The sequence below is a fragment of the Streptomyces sp. NPDC002926 genome (assembly GCF_053591755.1).
Window position 1 is genome coordinate 82,618 of record NZ_JBSFUK010000008.1, and the last position, 18,784, is coordinate 101,401.

General features: G+C 68.1%; 18 protein-coding genes and 1 pseudogene. 11 read left to right on the forward strand and 8 right to left on the reverse strand.

What is annotated here, in order from left to right:
- Positions 1-29 precede the first annotated feature (29 nt).
- Complete coding sequence (istA, locus tag ACWDZ6_RS16305; RefSeq protein WP_351460145.1) at positions 30-1,445, forward strand: IS21 family transposase; 1,416 nt, start codon at positions 30-32, stop codon at positions 1,443-1,445.
- On the forward strand, positions 1,442-2,215 hold the full coding sequence (gene istB, locus ACWDZ6_RS16310; RefSeq protein ID WP_351460142.1) for an IS21-like element helper ATPase IstB: 774 nt from the start codon (positions 1,442-1,444) through the stop codon (positions 2,213-2,215). The genes istA and istB overlap by 4 nt, the downstream gene beginning before the upstream one ends.
- Before the next feature lie 18 nt (positions 2,216-2,233).
- Here the strand turns inward: istB and ACWDZ6_RS16315 are convergent, their stop codons facing one another.
- The 4 genes from ACWDZ6_RS16315 to ACWDZ6_RS16330 form a co-directional block, all read right to left on the reverse strand.
- Positions 2,234-2,587, reverse strand: a complete 354-nt coding sequence (locus ACWDZ6_RS16315; protein ID WP_351460139.1) for a hypothetical protein — start codon at positions 2,585-2,587, stop codon at positions 2,234-2,236.
- A 72-nt stretch (positions 2,588-2,659) separates the two neighbouring features.
- Positions 2,660-2,935: a hypothetical protein gene (locus ACWDZ6_RS16320; RefSeq protein WP_451503367.1), complete on the reverse strand. Its 276-nt coding sequence runs from the start codon at positions 2,933-2,935 to the stop codon at positions 2,660-2,662.
- Positions 2,936-2,986: 51 nt separating this feature from the next.
- Positions 2,987-3,196 (reverse strand): hypothetical protein, encoded by a 210-nt coding sequence (locus tag ACWDZ6_RS16325; RefSeq protein ID WP_451503368.1) that lies wholly within the window; start codon positions 3,194-3,196, stop codon positions 2,987-2,989.
- A 165-nt stretch (positions 3,197-3,361) separates the two neighbouring features.
- Entirely contained in the window at positions 3,362-4,213 is an 852-nt protein-coding gene (locus ACWDZ6_RS16330) for an ATP-binding protein (RefSeq protein WP_451503369.1), read from the reverse strand.
- A gap of 188 nt (positions 4,214-4,401) precedes the next feature.
- Here ACWDZ6_RS16330 and ACWDZ6_RS16335 point away from each other — a divergent pair.
- From ACWDZ6_RS16335 to ACWDZ6_RS16345, 3 genes and pseudogenes are all read left to right on the forward strand, one after another.
- Positions 4,402-5,503 (forward strand): annotated as a pseudogene (locus tag ACWDZ6_RS16335) (helix-turn-helix domain-containing protein).
- Between the two features lie 16 nt (positions 5,504-5,519).
- Positions 5,520-6,188 carry a YdcF family protein gene (locus ACWDZ6_RS16340; RefSeq protein ID WP_451503370.1) on the forward strand — a complete coding sequence of 223 codons (669 nt, stop codon included), beginning with the start codon at positions 5,520-5,522 and terminating at the stop codon, positions 6,186-6,188.
- The gene (locus ACWDZ6_RS16345) at positions 6,130-7,017 is read left to right on the forward strand and encodes a WbqC family protein (protein WP_451503371.1); all 888 of its coding nucleotides are present in this window, start codon (positions 6,130-6,132) and stop codon (positions 7,015-7,017) included. The genes ACWDZ6_RS16340 and ACWDZ6_RS16345 overlap by 59 nt, the downstream gene beginning before the upstream one ends.
- A 23-nt stretch (positions 7,018-7,040) precedes the next feature.
- On the opposite strand, the gene ACWDZ6_RS16350 is transcribed toward ACWDZ6_RS16345, so the two are convergent.
- A complete protein-coding gene (locus tag ACWDZ6_RS16350; RefSeq protein WP_351460415.1) occupies positions 7,041-7,442 on the reverse strand; it encodes a DUF3662 domain-containing protein in 402 nt (133 codons plus the stop codon).
- Positions 7,443-7,695: 253 nt separating this feature from the next.
- Between ACWDZ6_RS16350 and ACWDZ6_RS16355 the strand changes: the two genes are divergently transcribed.
- The 3 genes from ACWDZ6_RS16355 (at position 7,696) to ACWDZ6_RS16365 (ending at position 12,065) form a co-directional block, all read left to right on the forward strand.
- Complete coding sequence (locus ACWDZ6_RS16355) at positions 7,696-8,682, forward strand: magnesium and cobalt transport protein CorA (RefSeq protein WP_451503372.1); 987 nt, start codon at positions 7,696-7,698, stop codon at positions 8,680-8,682.
- A 228-nt stretch (positions 8,683-8,910) separates the two neighbouring features.
- The gene (locus tag ACWDZ6_RS16360; protein ID WP_451503373.1) at positions 8,911-10,272 is read left to right on the forward strand and encodes an NAD(P)/FAD-dependent oxidoreductase; all 1,362 of its coding nucleotides are present in this window, start codon (positions 8,911-8,913) and stop codon (positions 10,270-10,272) included.
- 287 nt (positions 10,273-10,559) lie between these two features.
- Positions 10,560-12,065 carry a diacylglycerol kinase family protein gene (locus tag ACWDZ6_RS16365; protein WP_451503374.1) on the forward strand — a complete coding sequence of 502 codons (1,506 nt, stop codon included), beginning with the start codon at positions 10,560-10,562 and terminating at the stop codon, positions 12,063-12,065.
- A gap of 186 nt (positions 12,066-12,251) precedes the next feature.
- Here the strand turns inward: ACWDZ6_RS16365 and ACWDZ6_RS16370 are convergent, their stop codons facing one another.
- A complete protein-coding gene (locus ACWDZ6_RS16370) occupies positions 12,252-13,175 on the reverse strand; it encodes a LysR family transcriptional regulator (RefSeq protein ID WP_451503375.1) in 924 nt (307 codons plus the stop codon).
- Between the two features lie 82 nt (positions 13,176-13,257).
- On the opposite strand from ACWDZ6_RS16370, the gene ACWDZ6_RS16375 reads away from it, so the two are divergent.
- From ACWDZ6_RS16375 to ACWDZ6_RS16385, 3 genes are all read left to right on the forward strand, one after another.
- The gene (locus tag ACWDZ6_RS16375) at positions 13,258-14,163 is read left to right on the forward strand and encodes an EamA family transporter (RefSeq protein ID WP_451503376.1); all 906 of its coding nucleotides are present in this window, start codon (positions 13,258-13,260) and stop codon (positions 14,161-14,163) included.
- A gap of 215 nt (positions 14,164-14,378) precedes the next feature.
- Positions 14,379-14,645 carry a hypothetical protein gene (locus tag ACWDZ6_RS16380; protein WP_326654881.1) on the forward strand — a complete coding sequence of 89 codons (267 nt, stop codon included), beginning with the start codon at positions 14,379-14,381 and terminating at the stop codon, positions 14,643-14,645.
- 115 nt (positions 14,646-14,760) lie between these two features.
- Entirely contained in the window at positions 14,761-14,910 is a 150-nt protein-coding gene (locus tag ACWDZ6_RS16385; RefSeq protein ID WP_451503377.1) for a hypothetical protein, read from the forward strand.
- A 407-nt stretch (positions 14,911-15,317) separates the two neighbouring features.
- Here the strand turns inward: ACWDZ6_RS16385 and ACWDZ6_RS16390 are convergent, their stop codons facing one another.
- A complete protein-coding gene (locus ACWDZ6_RS16390; protein ID WP_451503378.1) occupies positions 15,318-17,363 on the reverse strand; it encodes a CocE/NonD family hydrolase in 2,046 nt (681 codons plus the stop codon).
- Positions 17,364-17,442: 79 nt separating this feature from the next.
- Complete coding sequence (locus ACWDZ6_RS16395; protein WP_451503379.1) at positions 17,443-18,750, reverse strand: ATP-grasp domain-containing protein; 1,308 nt, start codon at positions 18,748-18,750, stop codon at positions 17,443-17,445.
- Between the last annotated feature and the right edge of the window lie 34 nt (positions 18,751-18,784).

Sequence of the window (18,784 nt, forward strand, 5' to 3'; positions counted from 1 at the left end):
CCGTTCGGGTCGGCGGAAGGGGGCTGGAAGTGGTGTTGGACCCGCATCGGTGGCTGGAACTCAGGCGGTTTCGCGGTCTGTACGAGTCCGGTGCGATGAGCCTGCGGGAGATCGCGAAGGAGACCGGGCTGAACCGTCGCACGGTCACCAAGTACCTGTCGGGCGAGGTTCCGGTTGCGCCGCCGAAGAGGGCTGCTAACGGTCTCCCGCGCCAGCGGGTGGTGGACGAGGTCGCCCCGCTGATCGACGCGATGCTGCGGGCCGAGATTTTGCTCAAGGGGGCCGTGATCCACGAGCGGCTGGTGGCGGAGTACGGATTCACCGGCAACTACCAGCGCGTGAAGATGTATTTGCAGGAGGCTAGGCCGAGGGTCGCGGAGGAACTGGGCATCAGCCCGGGTGAGCTGGCCGGCCTGCACCGCAGGTTCGAAGTGGTGCCCGGTGCTCAGGCCCAGGTGGACTGGGGGGACGAGGGCAAGATCCTCGCTCATGTCGGGATCCCGAAGGTCTACTCGTTCCACATGACGCTGTCGTACTCGCGAGATCCGTTCTGCTGCTTCACCACCAGCCAGGAGCTGGCGACGTTCTTCGACTGCCACCGTCAGGCGTTTGCCCACTTCGGCGGTGTCCCGATGTCGATCGTCTACGACCGGACCAAGACCGTGGTCCGCCGGCATGTCGCCCCTGGTGAGGCCGTTCCGCTCCATCCGGAGGCTGTCGCGTTCGCCGGCCACTACGACTTCGACCCCGACGTGCTGGCCGCTTACCGGCCCACCGGAAAGGGCCGGGTTGAGCGCCAGGTCCTGATCGTCCGCGATCACGTCCTGGCAGGGAGGGCCTTCTCCTCGGTCGAGGAGCTGAACGCTGCCTTCACCGCCTGGGTTCCGCTGCGGCGAGCGAAGGTCCACGGCACCCATGGCGAGGTCATCGGCCTTCGCGCCGTCCGCGACCACATGGCACTTCGATCCCTTCCGCAGACCCCATATGTGGTCACTCAGCGGCATCTTCGCCATGTCGGCAAGGACTGTCTGGTCGCGTTCGACGCGAATCTCTACTCGGTGCCGGCCCGCAGGGTCCGTCCCCGCCAACTGGTCGAGGTCCGGGCCACAAAGTCCCAGGTCATGCTGCATGCCACCACACCCGACCACACTGGCGAAACCCTTCTGGCCACCCATCCCCGCGCTCTCGGCCGCGGGGCCCGAGTTGTCGACGAGAAGCACTGGGAAGGGCTGCCCAGCGGAGCGGGCCGCCGCGTCACCACGGGCGATGTCTCCGCACCGCGGCGGCCTGACGGTGTCGGCCCGGTGACCGGGCCGCTGTTGGCCTTGCTGAACCGGGCCGCGGCCACCCAGGTCGAGGTCGGCCGCCGTCCCCTGTCGGTCTATGACGAACTGACCGGCACCCGCCCCTTCACCACCAAGCCGAGCACGAAGGAATCCCGTTGAGCGAGCTGGTCTCCACCCGCATCCGCAGCACGGCCGCCAAGCTGGGCCTGCCCCACCTGGCCGAGGCCCTGACTCAATACGCTCAGCGGGCTGACGAGGCCAAGATGGGCTATCTCGACTTCATCGACCTGATTCTGTCCGAAGAGCTGGCCGTCCGTGACGACCGCCGCTTCCGCCAAGGGCTGCGGCTCTCCAAGCTGCCGCACCACAAGACACTCGATGACTACGACTTCTCGTTCCAGCCCGAGCTCGATCCCCGCAAGGTCAAGGATCTCGCCACCCTGTCGTTCGTCGAGGCCAAGGCCAACGCCGCTCTCCTGGGGCCGCCGGGGGTGGGCAAGACACACATCGCCGTCGCTCTCGCTGTCGCGGCCTGCCGGGCCGGCTACTCGATCTACTTCACCAGCCTTGACGACATGGTCCGCAACCTCACCGCCGCCGAAGCGGCCGGACGCCTGACCAGCAAACTCGGCAGCTACCTGCGGCCAGCGGTCCTCGTCCTCGACGAAGTCGGCTACCAGCCCCTCGCGCGAGCCGAGGCCAACCTGGTCTTCCAGGTGATCTCAAAGCGGTATGAAAAGGGCTCGATCATCCTGACTTCGAACAAGACCTTCAGCGAATGGGGACAGGTGTTCGGCGATGAAGTCCTCGCCACCGCCATTCTCGACCGCCTTCTCCACCACTGCGGCGTCGTCTCCATCAACGGCCCCAGCTACCGTCTCAAGAACCGACTCGCCGCCATCGAACGAGACCGGCACGACGCAGCCTGACTGAACATCCCTCGGTCTTCACAGGTCAGACCACAGGTGCCCTTCGGAGTAGTCATGCCAGCCCCGGAAGAACCAGCTGGCCAGATCACTGATTCGTTCAATGCAGTCCTCGTAGTAAGCAGCGGGGGCCGGCCTTGGGAAGTTCGGATGCGAGGTCCACATCGGAACCCACGACGCGACCTCATAGAACCCATCGACCAGCCACCGATCGAGCATCTCGTTGCCTTGGGAGTGCTCGCACGCAGCCCGCATCGCCCGCTCAAGACGGGTGAAGGCAGCCCGGTCCCATTCCAGATCCCCACGCAACCGCAGTAGGAAGCTCCCCTCCTCTGCGTCGAACTCCCGCCTCAGAACATCGATGACCTCGTCCATGAACGAGATCATGACAGTCCCTGATGGGATCCTCAGCAGTGCCCTCGACCGGCGATCAGTCCATCCCGCCGGCTACAGAGCGGTGCACGTATATCTGTACTTGGCGGAGCACTCAAAGGAGTACGCCAACAAGGTCTGCTCAACCTCGCGCTGGGCGGCCGGGCTGATGGACTTCGGCTTGGGCAGCACAGCCCGCAGCCTGGAGAGGGAGGCGACCGCGCGGACGAAACCGGGCCGCTCGGGCAGCAGATGGGTGACCAGGAACGAAGCGGCCTGCTCGTCGGCGGCGAACTGGGCGGCGATCTTGGCGAAGTAGGCGTCCAGCCGGGCGCGTTCGAAGGATTCCATGGCAGTTCCCTCTCATTGAGAGTGCGGGCCGTGCATGGGGAGGCTGGTGGTTCAGGTGGTGTGGGCGCGGCCGAACAGCAGCCGGTCGGTGGCGAGGGCGGCATCCAGGTAGGCGTCGACGCGGGGGGCGTCGGCGGACTGCGGCAGCAAGTCCAGGCCGAGCAAGAGGACCGCCCGGCCGCAGCCGGTGAGGAGATCGGTCCAGGTCGGGTGGGTCGGCAGCCGCAGGCCGTAGCGGGCGCCGTGGAACCGCAGCAGCACCCGGTCGCCGATGACCTGCAGACGCCCGTGAAGGTCCGGGATGCCTCGCGGGCTCCGGCCAGCCCGCGGCTCTGCCCGGCCGGATCAGTGCCCGGCCAGGTCCAGGCCCCAGCGAGACCAGCAGCCCGGGACCGGGACCGGTGGAGGCCGGCGCCGCAGGGCGGGTCAGCACGGCGTTCTCCCAACCTTGAAACGGGACCAGACGATCTTGCCGAACGGTCGGCGATCCTCGACGCCCCAGCCGTCGGAAAGCGCCTCGACGAGCAGAAGGCCCCGCCCGGAGGTCTCCATGTCGGCGGGGTGCCGGACCGCAGGGCGGTGGCCCCGGCTGTCATGTACTTCCAGGCGTACGAAGTCGTCGTCTGCTTCGATTTTGACCAGGAAGCCGCGCCCGGGGTCGGTGCCGTGGGCGAGTGCGTTGGAGGCCAGCTCCGAGACACAGAGCCGGATGTCCTCGGCGCGGGCGGACAGCCTCCAGGAGGACAGGGTCGTCAGGGCGAAGTGGCGAGCCGCTCCGACCGATGCGGGCGTCTCGGCGAAGAACTGCTGCGTGGGGTCGGGCATGGTGAGCCTCACGTCTCGGCGTCCAGGGCGGGAGCGGGCCCCGGGCTCCGGCGCCTGGACGGGCCGCCGGGCGGGCTGGAATGCCGGTGGCCGGCCGGTACAGGGCCTGGGGGTCCCGCGGACCAGCAGCAGCCGGGCCCCGGCCGCCTCCAACTGCCTCTCCCGTTCGGCCGCTATCGCTTTCGGTCCCAGGTGGGAGAGGGCTGGCAGCACGACGCCGTAGCCGTCGGGCAGCACGAGCACGTCCAGCAGCCCGGTAAACGCCGCCGAGGCCAGGCCGTCAGTGGGCGTGCGGTCGGTGAAGACGCCCGACAGCAGCAGCTCGTGCTGACGGCAGTACTCAGCCAGCGACGCGGACAGGGCGATCTCCCGGGCGGCAGGGACGTTGACCAGCCGCAGGAAGCCGTAAACGACCGGACCGTTGACGCCGCGATGCTCCGTGAGGGGTTCCATGCTCGTAACCGTCCAAGAAGAGTCGAAGCAGGCGGTGTGGGGGTCTCGGCCTGCGGCTTCGACCCCTGCCATCGAGCGTGAAGCAGACTCAACAGTCGAGAAATGACCGGGTGTTGTACTTCCGTTGCACTTGCGTCCCCCGCCTTGCACGCTCCGTGCTTCCATGACGTCCAGGAAGGGAGCAACGCGTGGCGACCGTGCACCAGTGGAGCGGCCTGGAGGCCCATGCTCTGCGTCTCGCGCTGCGGATGAGCGTTCGCGCGTTCGCCGAACACCTCGGCGTCGCCGTCCGCACCGTCTCCAAGTGGGACAAGCTCGCCGCCGCCACCGAACCCCGCCCGGACACCCAGGCCATCCTCGACACCTCACTCGCCCGCGCGGACGCCGCCGTCCACCTGCGGTTCGAGACCCTGCTGTCCGAGAGCGGCCGGACCACCGCCGCAGGCCCGGGGCGGCGGGTCACCACCAGTGGACCCCGGATGTGGGACTACGAGTCGTGGACCGACGACCTGGACCGGACCGTGGTCGCGCTCTCCCGCCAGAACTTCACCTTCGCCTCCAGCCTGCTGACCCGGTGGATCAACCGGTGGAGACCGCCGGAGCTGGATGACAAGGGCCTGTACTTGTTCGCCCGCTCCACCGCTCTGCTCGGCGACCTCCAGCGCGACCAAGGCGCCGTGCTCGGGCCGCTGTCGGCCCAGCACTCCTATGCCGGGGCCCGCTCGGTCTTCACCCAACTTGACATCCCCCGCCGCGTCGCCCAGCTCGACCTGTCGCTGGCGGTGGTCGCGGAGATGTCCGGGAAGCTGGAGATCGCCGCCCGCAACTACGAGACCCTGGCTGTCGATGACCGGCTCTCGCGCCGTGACCGGGCTCGTGCTCGGCTGTGGGTGGGGACCGCGCTGAGCAAGGACGGCAACCACGGCTATGCGGCCCGCGTCATGCGAGCGGCGACCCGCGAGTTCGAGGACCTGGCCGAGCCTGACGACTGGTCGGTGGCCCATCAGAAACTCGCTCTTGCCCACCGCGGTGCCGGCGATCTCACCGGCGCCCTGCACTTTATCGACATCGCCCGCAGCAGCCAGGCGACGGACTCACCGACAACGCGTGCGACTGGACACCGCCCACGGTCACATCCTGCTCTCCGACCGGGACACCCGCGATGATGGACTTCTCGTCCTCGACCAGTCCGCCAAGGTGGCCGCGCAGTACGGACTCGTGCACCAACTGCGCAGTATCGAGGGCATCAAGGCCATGAGCGAGGGGCCGACCGGGCCCCGGCAACGGTGACCAGGGAGAGACACGCGTGAGCGACAACCAGCAGGCCCTCACCGAGGACCAGTGGCAGCAGGCCAACCTGATCTGGGACTACCACCAGATGCACCACGAGACCCGGCCCGCCGACGCGGCGATCGGCCTGGGCAGCCACGACCTCGGAGTGGCTGCGTTCTCCGCCGAGCTGTATCGCGCCGGGCTCTTCCCGCACCTGGTCTTCACCGGCGGCAACAGCCCCACCACCGCCAAGGTCTTCCCGCGCGGGGAGGCCGTGCACTTCCGCGAGCACGCCATCGAACTCGGCGTCCCCGCCTCTGCGATCCTGCTGGAGCCCAACGCTGGGAACACCGGCCAGAACATCACCCTGTCGCGCGCCCTGCTGGCCACCGCCGGGATCACACCGACGACGGTGCTGCTGGTCTCCAAGCCCTATATGGAGCGGCGATCCTTCGCCACCGCCCGCAAGCTGTGGCCCGAGGTCGAGATCATCTGTGCCTCGGAGCCACTGGAGTTCGACGACTACCTCAAGAGCATCGGCGACGAGAAACTCGTCCTGGACATGCTCGTCGGCGACCTCCAGCGGGTGATCGAGTATCCGAAGCTCGGCTTCGCCATCGCCCAGGACGTCCCGGAGGACGTGCATGCCGCCTACGAATCTCTCCTCTCCGGCGGCTTCGACAGCCGTCTCCTCAAGCCTTGAGCTGCCGCCGCCGGGCGGGCTGTGTGCGATCCACCAGCCCAACCTCTTTCCGCGGCTGACCACGCTGGCCAAGCTGTTCGCGGCGGACTACTGGATCGTCCTGGACGACGTGCAGTTCACCCGCCGCGGCTACCAGCACCGGGCCCGGCTGGCGGCCCTCGGCGACCCGCACCAACGACAGTGGCTTTCCATCCCCACCCACCTTCCCTGTGGTCGCCAAACAACCATCAGGAATGCTCTGATCGTCGATCCGATGCGGTCCCGGCGGCGGACCGTTCGGATGCTCCGGCAGTACTTTGGGTCCAGCCTGTACTGGCCCGCCTTCGACCGGGCATTGGTCCCGGTGCTCGACCTGTTCGCCACGTCCGACAAGACCGCCGAGGTCACCGAGGCGTCCACGCACATCCTGCTGGATCTGCTCGGCTGGAAGGGCCGGGTCATCCGAAGCAGCCAACTGGCGTCCCGGCCGGGCCGCTCGCAGCGGCTCGCTGATCTGGCCACGGTCACCGGGGCAAGGTCATATCTGTGCGGGACCGGCGGTATGAAATACCTGGAGACAGGCCTCTTCGCCTCCTGTGGCATCACCGTCACGCCGTTCCGCACTCCGACGGCAGGCGGGTGGGACTCCGGCCGTGAGGTCAGCGCACTCCGGGCTCTGATGCTCCTCGGACCGCAGGCCCTGGCTGACGCGCTGCGGGCCGTCGCCGCCGACCAGGACGAGTACCGGGCCGCCGCGTCATCGCAACGGAATCCGTACTCGAAGCGGGGGCTGTCCAGGACGAGCTGTATCGCGACCTCTCAGCCGCTCTCGACTCCAGCGAAGTGGTGATCACCCGCTCGACCGAGCCGCGCTCACTCGGCTGCTGAAGGGAACGCATCAGCGCGGACGTGGGGCATGGCGCGGCTGGACACGCGGTACCGGCCGTTGGGCAGGTGGGCTGCAGTCGTGACGCGCACTGTCAGTGGGCCGGCCCACTCGTAGCCGTTTTTCTCGCCGTGGCGCGCGAGCGTGTCCATGAGCGCCTGTCCCAACTGCCGGGTGTGGCGAGCCAGCTCCTTGTGTACGCCGGAGGCGAGTTCGATCTCGTAGGCGTTCGGCACCACGACGCGAGTCTCGCTGCACACCACCGCGTGGTTGTCGCATTCACCCCGCAGCCTGTCGAGCAATTCGACCGGATCGCTGTGGAAGACCCTTGCGATCAGGGCGTCCTGCCAGCGTTCAAGAACTTGTTCCCACCGCTTGAGAGATCCCATGACACCTCGCGTGCCCGCGACATCCCTAGATCACGCCAGACGGAGCAGCTCGCACGAGAACCGGTGGGGTAATACTCCGTCGCTCGGAACGCGCCCTGATCACAGCCTTTCTCGGTGCCCACCGGAATCAGCTGAGCACGCAAGGCGTCCAGCAGCCTGGACGCGGGTGAGCGGCAAGGCCGCAGGTTCGTCGTGGGTTTGGTCACGGCACCGGAGTGGCATGAACCGGAGCCCTGCGCGCAGGTGTAGAGGAATGGAATGTGTGATCTATCGAAGTGACGGTGATGCATCGCAGGCATCGCGTCCTGAAGTGCTGGAGGGCAGCGAGGCATCCCTGAAGCGGCTGCGGGACGCGGGGGAGGGAGCCTTCGGGTGGATACGGCTGGTCGAGCCTTCAGACGATGAGGTCCAGGCGCTGGCTCGGGAGCTGCGGTTGCACCCGCTGGCGGTGGAAGACGCGGTGCGGGCGCACCAGCGCCCCAAGCGCGAGCGCTACGGCGATGTCCTGGCTGTGGCGCTGAAGACGCTCTGGTACGTGGAGGTGACTTCACAGGTCGAGGTGGGTCAAATCATGATTTTCCTCGGCCCGAATTACGTCCTCACCGTCTGCCACGGAGAGTCTGACCCCATCCCTGAAGCCGAACGCCGGTTGTGCAGCGATCCGGCGATGCTGGCATTCGGCCCGGTGGCGGTGCTGCATGCCGTCCTGGACGTGACCGTGGACGCCTACGGCTCCATCGCCGAGGAAGTGCGCGGTGATCTCAGCGACCTGGAGCGACGGGTGTTCTCCCCGGTGCGCGAAGACGTGATCGAGGAGGTGTACTCACTCAAACGGGAGGTCCTGGAGTTCCGTGACGCCGTGCAGCCCTTGGTGCCGGTGGTGCAGGACCTCGCCGGCCCGCGCACCGGCTGGCACGAGGACGCGATGCCGTACTTGCGGGACGTCGCCGACCACGTGCACCGCACCGACATCGAGGTCCGGTCCCTGGACGAATTGCTCAATTCCGTTCTCGATGCCCACCTGGCCCGCGTGGGGACCTGGCAGAACGACGACATGCGCACCATTTCCGCCTGGGCCGCCATCTTTGCCCTGCCCACCCTCATTGCCGGTGTTTACGGCATGAACTTCGCCCACATGCCCGAACTGGAATGGACTTATGGCTATCCGCTCGCGGTTGCAGCCATGGTGAGTACGTCCGCGCTACTGCGCCATCTCTTCCGCCGCAACGGCTGGTTGTAGGGCCGTTCTCCGTCGATCAACAACGTTCCTCACCAAGCGCGTTCGGTTCCGATGCCACTGTGGGGAGAGTCGAGGGAAGGCCGGAAGGCGTGCGGTCGGCCGGCGAGGCGGCGCGAAGCGGCCGGTACGAAGCGTGTCGGCGTGCGATTGGCGAGGAAACGGTTGTGCAAGGCAGGCGAGGCGGGGCAGTCGACACACGACCTGTCGGGCAGAGAAAGGACTGACACCATGGCACGATCGAGGATTCTTGTGGTGGGAGCCGGCTTCGCCGGAATCGAATGTGCGCGTCGGCTGGAACGCAAGTTGTCCCCGGCGGAGGCGGAAATCTCGCTGGTCACCCCATTTTCGTACCAGCTCTACCTGCCTCTGCTGCCTCAAGTGGCCGCCGGCGTGCTGACGCCGCAGTCCATCGCGGTCTCGCTGCGCCGCAGCAGCAAGCGCCGGACCCGCATCATCCCCGGTGGAGCCATCGGTGTCGACGCAAAGGACAAGATCTGCGTCGTCCGCAAGATCACAGGTGAAATGGTCGACCTGCCTTACGACTACATTGTGCTGGCTCCCGGCAGTATCACCAGGACGTTCGACATCCCGGGGCTCGTTGAGCACGCGCGGGGGATGAAGACGCTCGCCGAGGCCGCCTATATCCGCGACCACGTCATCGCCCAGCTCGATCTGGCAGATGCCAGCCAGGACGAGGCGGAGCGGACATCACGGCTCCAGTTCGTGGTTGTCGGCGGAGGGTACGCGGGCACCGAGACTGCCGCCTGCCTTCAGCGCCTCACCCAGCACGCCGTGAAGCGGTACCCGCGCCTGGATCCCGAGCACATCAAATGGCACTTGGTCGATATCGCGCCGAAGCTGATGCCCGAACTGGGCGACAAGCTGGGACTCGCGGCCCTGGACATCCTGCGCAGGCGCGGGATCGAGGTCTCGCTGGGGGTGTCCGTCGCCGAGGCGGGGCCCGAAAAGGTGACACTCACCGACGGCCGCGTGCTGCCGTGCCGCACACTCATCTGGACTGCCGGTGTCGCCGCGAGCCCGCTGGTCGGCACTCTGGACAAGGAGACGGACCGTGGGCGGCTCGTGGTACGGCCCGAGATGACGGTCCCCGGTGCGGACGGAGCCTTCGCCCTCGGGGACGCGGCAGCCGTCCCGGACCTGGCCAAGGGCGACGGAGCGGTCTGTCCGCCCACCGCGCAACACGCTCAGCGACAGGGGCGGAAAGCCGCCGACAACGTCATCGCCTCGATGCACGGCCGACCGCTCGTGCCGTACGTGCACAAGGACCTTGGTCTGGTGGTGGACCTCGGGGGCAAGGACGCCGTTTCCAAGCCCCTCGGCATTGAGCTGCACGGCCTGCCCGCACAGGTCGTGGCCCGCGGTTACCACTGGATGGCGCTGAGGACCGGTGTCGCCAAGACCCGTGTGCTGACCAACTGGGTGCTCAACGCGGTCGCAGGAGACGATTTTGTGCGGACCGGCTTCCAGGCGCAGAAGCCGGCCACCTTGCGCGACTTCGAGTACACCGACGCCTACTTGACACCCGAACAGGTCCGTTCACACACCGCTGCCCTCCGAGCCCAGGCCTGACTACCGACTGCGTCGAGGCCGTGGAGGCAGCCTGGGGCTGTGACACCGCCGGGCCCATAGCCGAAGGACGCGGCGGATACGCGTGGCAGCATCGCCGGCGCCGACCGGTCGAGCCTGCCCCAGGAGCGGGGGCAGTGACTTCATGCGCAATTCCTCGGCTTCCGAGGCCGATCGGTCGGCGTCCTGCCAGGAGAACGGGACGAGGTAGAGCTCGACCCGGCTCATCCGGGCGGGCGCACTCGTCACTCACCCGCCTGCGCAAGCAATCCGGGGGTAGGGAACTTCCCATGAGACAAAGGCTCCGCCTCTCCCAGCCACCCGTCCGCGAGTTGTTCCGACGGGCCACGGCCGCGCCCGCGGCATCCGCCCGCTGGGCCGCTGTCGGGCGCGTGGCCGACAGCGAACTCCTCTGGTACGGCGCGGCTGCCCTCCTCGGCCTGTCCGGAGGGCGGACCACCCGCAGGGCGGCACTGCGCGGTGCAGGTTCCTTCGCCATCGCGTCCGCGATCACCAAAGCGTTGAGTCAGCCCGCGCTGAGACGGACAGGAGCCGGCCCGGGTCGCCCCGCTCGCCTCTCCCGGCAGGGCTCGGTGGCCGCGCTCTCCCCGTCGGGCCCCGCGGCTGTCGCGGCGGCGTTCACCATCGGTGTCGCACTGGAAGCCCCGCGCCTCGGCGCCGTCGTCGCACCTCTGGCAACAGCCCTCGCCGGATCCCGTATCCACCGGGCCGGACTTCGTCACCGTGGAGCGGTACTCGCCGGAATCACGATCGGCGCAGGTGTCGCCACGCTGACGTCCCGCTGGTGGCCCGTCATACCCGACACTCCCGCCGAGGCGGTACGCCCGCGTCAAGCAGCCCCTGAACTGCCGCTCGGGAAAGGTCTGTTCCTCGTCGTCAATCCAGGGTCCGGAATCGCAACGCTCCCCGGCAGCGCGAGCACGGTCGAGCGGCTGCAAGCGCTACTGCCCGAAGCGCAACTCACCGAGCTCTCTCCCGAGGACGACCTGCCCGCGGTCCTCGACGCTGCGGCGCGGGAGGCGAAAAGGAACGGCGGGGCACTGGGCATGTGCGGCGGCGACGGGTCCATCAACGCCGCGGCCCAGGCCGCCATGGGACACCGCGTGCCCCTGGCCGTATTTCCGGGCGGCACATTCAACCACTTCGCCGCGGACCTCGGCATCGAGTCGATGCAGGACGTGCTCGACGCGATCACCGCAGGGGACGCGGTGACCGTCGACCTCGGACGCGCTGATCCGGCCGACGGCAGCGAGACGAAGGTCTTCCTCAACACCTTCAGTCTGGGCGTCTATCCCGAACTCGTGCATGCTCGCGAGGGTCTGCAGGCCAGGATCGGCAAGTGGCCGGCCCTGGCACTCGGCCTGGCCCGCGTCCTGACCAACAGCCGTCCCATCAACATCGCCGTAAACGGACGCCCGCGGCGACTGTGGCTGCTGTTCGCGGGCAACGGCATCTACCATCCCGCAGGCTTCGCCCCGACCTACCGCGCCCGCCTCGACGACGGTCTGCTCGACGTCCGTGCCGTCGACGGCGACGCGTCCTGGGCGCGCACCCGGCTTCTGCTGGCCGTGCTGACCGGCACCCTCCACAACTCGAGGGTGCTCACCACCACGCAACTGCGTACGCTCCGAATCGACGCGATAGACGAGGACCCCCATTTCGCGTACGACGGCGAGGTCACCACAACGCCCGCACCTGGCCTCGTCCTGGGCAAGACCCATCACGCTCTGACGGTCTACCGACCCGCAAGCGGCGAGGATCCCTGGCCGATGTGACGCGGTCACGCCCGCCGGTGGGAGACGTATCGACCCGTGACGTCCGGCGACCCCGACCCCCGTGACGTCCGGCGACCCCGGCCGAGGAGAGGACTGGCGGTCAAGGCGACAGCCGTACGCTGCCTCGCCAGGCCGGGCGACAGGATTCGTCTGCTCGCTCTCCACGGATCAGAAGCACCATGAGGTTCATCCGTCCTGCTCGGTGATGATGGTCGTCAGGGCGGCGATGGGCGGCCAGGAGGCCTGACCCGTCCGCGTGAGAAGGAAGGTACGGCGGTGGCCGGCCAGCGGGTCCAGGCGGCGGTAGGCGACATCCGGGCGATGGCGTTCGATGCCGGATTCGGCGAGCAGGGCGATGCCGAGGTTCGCCGCGACCAGGCCGTTGACAAGGTGGAGGCTGTCGACACGGTGCGCGATCCGGGGGGTGAATCCAGCGATGGCGCAGACGCGCTGGACGAGTTCGTCGTCGTCCGTGCCGCGGGAATTGGCGATCCACCCGGTGGTGGCGAACTGGGCCAGCTCGGGCACGGTGACGGGCCGGGCGGAGTCCGGGTGCCCGGCGGGGACAGCGAGGTAGAGGGGCTGTTCATCGATCTGCCGGGCGCTCAGTTCCGGCGACAGGGTCCGGGGGACCAGACTGTAGTCGTACACGATGCCAAGGTCGATGCTGCCGGAGCGCAACAGCTCCGCGGTGTGCTCCGGTTCGTGTTCGTGCACCTCCACCACGATCCGCGGGTACCGGCCGCGCAGCCGTCCCAGGGCGGGCAGGACCACCGGCTCGACGGCCGTGAAGAAGCTCGCCAGTCGCACCCGGCCGACGGGGTCGGCCGTGCCGCGCAGCTCCGACTGGGCCTGCTCGACGGCGGCGAGAATACCCACGGCGTGTTCGACGAGCCGTTCGCCGGCCGGGGTGAGCTGCACCCGCCGCCCGACCGGGGTCAGCAGCGGCACGCCCACCTCGCTCTCCAGTACTCCGAGATGCTTGGACACGGCCGATGTTCCGTAGCCGGTGTGCGCGGCGACTGCGGCCATGGTGCCCAGCCGTTGCAGGTCGACCAGCAGGCTGAGCCGCCGTAGATCCAGAAAATGGTCGGTGTCGGGTGCCGTCATTCTCTTATTGTCCACCCAAAGTGGTTGGTGTATCCACCATTGGCCCGTGGACAGAAACGGACGGTCCCGGTCCAATGGCACCGTGACCGCTACCGCCGCCCCCGCCACTGCCACCCCGACGGGTACGAACGCACCTTCCGGACCTCGCCGTATGCCAGGGGCGGTGCTGGTCCTGATCGCCATGGCCGTACTGCACACAGGCAGTGCCCTGGCGACCGAGCTGTTCCCCGCACTGGGACCGGCCGGCACGACCTGGCTGCGCCTCAGCTTCGCCGGCCTCTTCCTGCTCGCATTCACCGGCAGGTCCCTGTGCCGGACGCTGCGGGCGGCCCGCCGCGCCGACCTCGTGGCCACCACCCTGCTGGGCGTCGTCAGCGCGGCCATGATGCTGCTCTTCTCGGAGGCCAGCGCACGTCTTCCGCTGGGCACGGCCACCGCACTCGAGTTCCTCGGACCGCTGAGCGTCGCGGTCGTCGCCTCGCGACGGAGCAGGGAACTGGCGTGGCTCGCCGTCGCCGCAGCAGGCGTCCTGCTGCTCACCGCGCCCTGGACAGGCGCCACGAGCCGGACGGGCATCCTCTTCGGACTCGGGTCGGCGGCCTGCTGGGCGCTCTATGTCGTCGGCACGGCGCACGTCGGCAGCCGTTTCAGCGCGCCGCATGCACTGGCGGTCTCGCTCAGCGTCGCCGCACTGGCCGCCGCACCTTTCGGGGCGCATGCAGCCGTCGCGGCCCTGACCTGGCAGACGGCCGCTGCGGCGGCGGGCATCGCGGTGCTCATGCCTCTCGTGCCGTTCCTGCTGGAGATGAAGGCGCTGCAGCGCATCGGCAAGACGACCTACGGCACGCTGGCAGGCCTCGAACCGGCCGTCAGTCTGCTCGCCGGCATGATTCTCATCGCGCAGACACCCGATGCCCTGCAACTCGCAGGAACCGCACTGGTGGTGACCGCCGGCATCGGTGCCACCCGGGCGGAGTCGCGCCGCTGAAGCCCTGTGATGGCTGCAGCTCCCGCGCGTTCGCAGCTCTGGGTGGGAACCCTGACACCGCAAACCGCACCCCGGGTCCAGCAGCGCCGGCCTCTTGAGTCGGCCATCGGCACCCTCCGTGCCAGAAGACGGTGCGGACCGGCACGTTCGCGTTCCGGCGGGTCGGCCTGCCGTTCGGCGGCGCTGTTGTCAGTGGGGACTGGGATCGTTGGCGCATGGACGAGTTGATGCGGGGCCGGGTCTACGGCGCCGACCATGATGATCCCGATCCGGGACCGCAGCCGGGGCGTGTCTATCGCGAGCTGGTCGGCGGACCGCTGGACGGGCTGCTGCTGGATGTGACCGGCTGGACGCCGAGAGAGCTCGCTGAAGGGGCGGCGCTGCCTTCCGAGCTCGCCTCACTGGGCCCCGGGGGCCGGGCAACGTACGCACCCCGGGCGGACGATCCACCACGCTGGGACTGGAAGGGCGACATTCGCTAAAGGGGAGGGGGACGGTTGCCTCCGCCGGGGTGTCCGTAGACTCGGCTCCCGCTTCCGGCCGCCGGCCGGAAGCGGGACCGCAGTTCGAAGGAAGGACCTTTCCACCGTGAGCCCCGTGGACCGATCAGACGCCCCCATCTATGCCAGGCTCGTGGACGAGCGCGGGGATGTCCTGGCCGAAGCACGCCGGACGGCTGAGCAGACGCAGCAGGAGCTTGAGCGGACGATGAACTTCAATGGAGTGCGCGCGTACGGATACAGCTGATCCCCCCAGAGCGCGTTCGATGTGGCGCCGCGGCGGACTACCGGGGGCCCTCGTCAGCGCTTCGGTTCCGCCGTCGTACCTCGGCAGCTGCTCTGGCGCCACGATAAGCCTTGTCACCCGCGGTGCCCGGCAGCGCATCATCTTCACCGGCTGCTCCAGTACGCCGAGTTGTGCCCCCGCAATGGGGTCGCCGCGCCCGCATACCCTGGTGATCTCCCGATGGACGGTCGCGGATTCCCCATGGGGAAGGCGCCACTTGGCCGACCTTGACGAGCTCCGGGCTGACAGCCGTCCATGCGACCTGCTGGGGCGCGACGAAGGTCCAGAGCCTTTTACCTCATGCACGCAGCGCCGACCCGGGGGCCAACTACCTTCCAATACACGGCGGGACCCCGCGGCTGGACCTGCTACAGCAGGTCACGTGGCACCTTCTCGTTCCACGTGCGCGAAAACACACGCCGATCGCCCTCGTAGCCGTCGACCGTGGCGTCCACGAAGAAGTCCTGCTCGTCCGAGCTGAGCCGGGTCCGGGTCTCCACCCGAACGTCCCAGTCGTCCCGGCGGAACCGCATCGTCCAGGCCGACTCGCCACTGACCGAGGTGAAGTCGTCCGCCACGGCCGCATAGCGCTCGTAGGCGCGACGGCCGACCTCCATGCCGATGTCGTCGATGCGGACCATGCCGCGGTCCTTCACGATCTCCAGTGCCGCGTTGTAGCCGATGAGGTCACGCCTGACTTCCCAGCGCTCTTCGGGAGGAGTCAGCTGGGTGGAGGCGAGGGGCGGTGCTCCCTCGGGTTGGGCGAACGGGCTGGCCGGCATCTCGTCCGGTTCGCCCGTGGGGCGTACCGGCAGGGTCAAGGAGCTCGAGCCCTCGTACACGCTCAGCAGGACGGGCTTCGGCGGCGGCCAGGCAAGTGGCCAGTACGACGTGGACAGCGACAGCCGGACGCGGTGGCCGGGGGGAAAAGCCTGGGCGACCCCGTTGAGCTGGACCGTTGCCCGGTAGCGACGGCCGGGTTCCAGGGGCGCGGGGGTCTCCGTGCTGTCCAGGCGGGTCAGGTTGAGGATGCCGTAGGAGACGCGAGTGGCCCGGCCGTCGGGGCTGACGTCGGACAACCGCGCGGCCACCATCGCGACCGGCTCGCTGACCGCGAGGTCCAGTTCGACGGTGGGCGCCCCGAGGATCTCGAGCGTTTCGGCGAGGGGGTCGCTGTCGAACACCAGCGAGCCACCGTCTTCCTCGCGCTGGTCGTACGGCAGGTCCGGCGGTGCGTTGTACGAAGCCCACTTGCCCGCGAACTGGCCCACCGACAGCGGCGACTGCACAGTCATCGCCTCCCCGTCGGCGACGGTCTGCCCCTGCCGGTCATCCTCGTCGGGCGGTCGGATGCGGTGCCGGGTGAGACGGTGTGTGATCTGTTCGATGTGAGGTGACGGCCAGCTGGGCTCGCCGACCCATCGACCCGGCCGTTCCTCGTATGACGTGGATGGTGGCACGCTCTCCTGCATCCACGTCTGCAGCATGGGTCCGTCCATGACGCCGTTGTCGACGCCCTTGAGCCAGTGGTCCCACCAGCGCACCACCTCCTGGAGGTAGCCGATGGCGGGCCCCGGCTCGCCGAGATGCGGCAACTTGTGCGACCACGGCCCGATCAGTCCCTTGCGGGGTACGTCCAGGTTCCCGAGCAGGCGGGTCACCGCGTTCGAGTAACCGTCGGCCCAGCCGCTGGAGGCGAGGACCGGGCACTGGACCGCCGAGTAGTTCTCGCAGACCGAGGCGTGCCGCCAGTAGTCGTCGCGGCGCTGGTGGCGCAGCCACTCCAGCACCCAGGGGCGAGTGTGCTCGAGCCGTTCGTGCCACATCCGTCGCCAGCGGTCTCCGACCACCGCCGGGTCCGGCGGACAGGTGCCGTACGCGAACATAGTGCCCGCTTCGGCCAGATTGTCCGACAGCATGGCTCCGCCCATGTAGTGCATGTCGTCGGCGTAGCGGTCGTCCGTGAAGGAGGCGATGACGATGGCGCGCAGACTCGGCGGCTGCCGGGCGGCGACCTGGAGCGCGGCGAAGGCGCCCCAGGAAATCCCCATCATGCCGGTGGTGCCGTCACACCACGGCTGCTCCGCCAGCCAGGCGAGCACTTCTTCGGCGTCGGTCTGTTCCTGCTCGAGGTACTCGTCCAGCAGCACCCCTTCGGACTCGCCTGTGCCCCGGGTGTCGACGCGTACGCAGGCGTAGCCGTGGCCGGCGATGTAGGGGTGGTGAATCGAGTCCCGTACGGCGGTCAGGTCGCGCTTGCGGTAGGGGATGTACTCGAGCACCGCGGGCACCGGCTCGTTGTCCGACGATATGGGCCGCCAGATACGGGCCGACAGCTCGATACCGTCGGACATGGGAATGGCGACGTGCTCTTCTTCCTTCGTCGCGCAGGGCAGATGGGTCACAAAACGCATGTGGCCGTGGTGCTCCTTTCCTTGCGCCCCCCTTGTTCCGGTTGTTCCGGACTGCGGGGACTGTCGCCGGCTGTTGCGCCTAGACGTTCTTCTCGTCCCGGCCGCCCGGTGTGGTCTCGTCGAAGGTGAGGCCGAGCGCCGCCACACAGCGGTCGTACTTGTCCCGCAGTTCTTGTTCATCGCCCCCGCCGGTGAAGATATGAGCCAGCTCGTAGCTGTAGCTGTCCTGGCCGGGCATCTCCGACAGCCGTTCGGCTTCCTTGGGTACGACGTCCACCCGTATGCCCGGGATCTCGCGTTCGATGCGCCGCAGGTCGTCGGAGGTGGGCACATGGTGGACCGTTCCGTCGGCGAACCACCTGTGGTACCACTTCGCTGCCATCGCGTAGGTGCCTTGCCGGTGGGGCATCCGTGGGTCCTCGCCCAGCGCCAGACCGACCATGCAGTGATGGTTGGGAACGCCGTCGACGAACTGGAACAGCTCTGCGTGCGACTGGGAGTGCCGGGGGTTGATCTCCAGCAGACTGACGTCACCGGTCTTCGGGTCGTAGAAGTACTCCACGCTGAAGGTGGCCGAGTCGAAACCGATCCGGCGCATGACCCGCTCGGTGACGTCGTGCAGCTGCTTGATCGCCGTGTCGGGCAGCATCGAGGGGTACTGGTGGCGCAGGAAGCAGGAGGAGTCGGGATAGTTGATGGAGTCGAGTGCCCCGTAGACAGTGACCTCGCCGTTGTGCACGTAGCCTTCGACGGCGACCTGGATGCCCGACATCTCCTCCTCGGCCAGGCACACCTGAGCACCGACGCCGTCCATCTCCGGAGGCAGGTCGAGGCGGTCGAGAATGTGCTCGAAGGGCCGTCCGACGCGGGCTATGCCTTCCCGGATCTCGGCGACCGCCGCCCGGAACTCGTCCTCGTCCTTGACGCCGAAGGCGAGTTCCGACGAGTAGGCGAGCGCGGGCTTGAGCCACATAGGGAACCGGACGCCGTCGGGTGGGCGCGGGTCATCGGCGTTCAGGTCGACTCGCCCGAATCGTGGATGACTGTCGGTCACCTTCTGCTGCTCGAGCCGGCTCCAGTACTTGTGCTCGCACTTGACCACGGATTCCAAAGAAGTGCTGCGGGTGCCGTAGCGCTCACTCAGGATGGGCACCATGGTGCTCACGGGGAAGTCCCAGTAGCCGACGATCGCGTCGATCCTGCCGCCGAAGCCGTCGAGTATGCGCTGGGCCTTCTCGAGCAGCTCAGGGACGTGCACCTCACCGTCCTGGAGCTCCTCGATGGTCAGCAGGGGATGGAAGCGCAGCGACTGTGCGTCCGGTACGTCGTTGAGGGTCGGAAGGTTGGCCTCGTCCAGGCCGATCACAAAGATATTTTTCTCGGGCACGTGTTTTCGTCCCTCCCAGTCGTCGGAAGCTGAT

What these genes read in the sequence shown, in the direction of transcription:
- ACWDZ6_RS16315 (WP_351460139.1), bottom strand. Translation starts at nt 2,587, where the DNA reads ATGGACGAGGTCATCGATGTTCTGAGGCGGGAGTTCGACGCAGAGGAG.
- ACWDZ6_RS16320 (WP_451503367.1), bottom strand. Translation starts at nt 2,935, where the DNA reads ATGGAATCCTTCGAACGCGCCCGGCTGGACGCCTACTTCGCCAAGATC.
- ACWDZ6_RS16330 (WP_451503369.1), bottom strand. Translation starts at nt 4,213, where the DNA reads ATGGAACCCCTCACGGAGCATCGCGGCGTCAACGGTCCGGTCGTTTAC.
- ACWDZ6_RS16345 (WP_451503371.1), top strand. Translation starts at nt 6,130, where the DNA reads ATGCCGCCTACGAATCTCTCCTCTCCGGCGGCTTCGACAGCCGTCTCC.
- ACWDZ6_RS16350 (WP_351460415.1), bottom strand. Translation starts at nt 7,442, where the DNA reads ATGGGATCTCTCAAGCGGTGGGAACAAGTTCTTGAACGCTGGCAGGAC.
- ACWDZ6_RS16355 (WP_451503372.1), top strand. Translation starts at nt 7,696, where the DNA reads ATGGAATGTGTGATCTATCGAAGTGACGGTGATGCATCGCAGGCATCG.
- ACWDZ6_RS16360 (WP_451503373.1), top strand. Translation starts at nt 8,911, where the DNA reads ATGGCACGATCGAGGATTCTTGTGGTGGGAGCCGGCTTCGCCGGAATC.
- ACWDZ6_RS16365 (WP_451503374.1), top strand. Translation starts at nt 10,560, where the DNA reads ATGAGACAAAGGCTCCGCCTCTCCCAGCCACCCGTCCGCGAGTTGTTC.
- ACWDZ6_RS16370 (WP_451503375.1), bottom strand. Translation starts at nt 13,175, where the DNA reads ATGACGGCACCCGACACCGACCATTTTCTGGATCTACGGCGGCTCAGC.
- ACWDZ6_RS16380 (WP_326654881.1), top strand. Translation starts at nt 14,379, where the DNA reads ATGGACGAGTTGATGCGGGGCCGGGTCTACGGCGCCGACCATGATGAT.
- ACWDZ6_RS16390 (WP_451503378.1), bottom strand. Translation starts at nt 17,363, where the DNA reads ATGCGTTTTGTGACCCATCTGCCCTGCGCGACGAAGGAAGAAGAGCAC.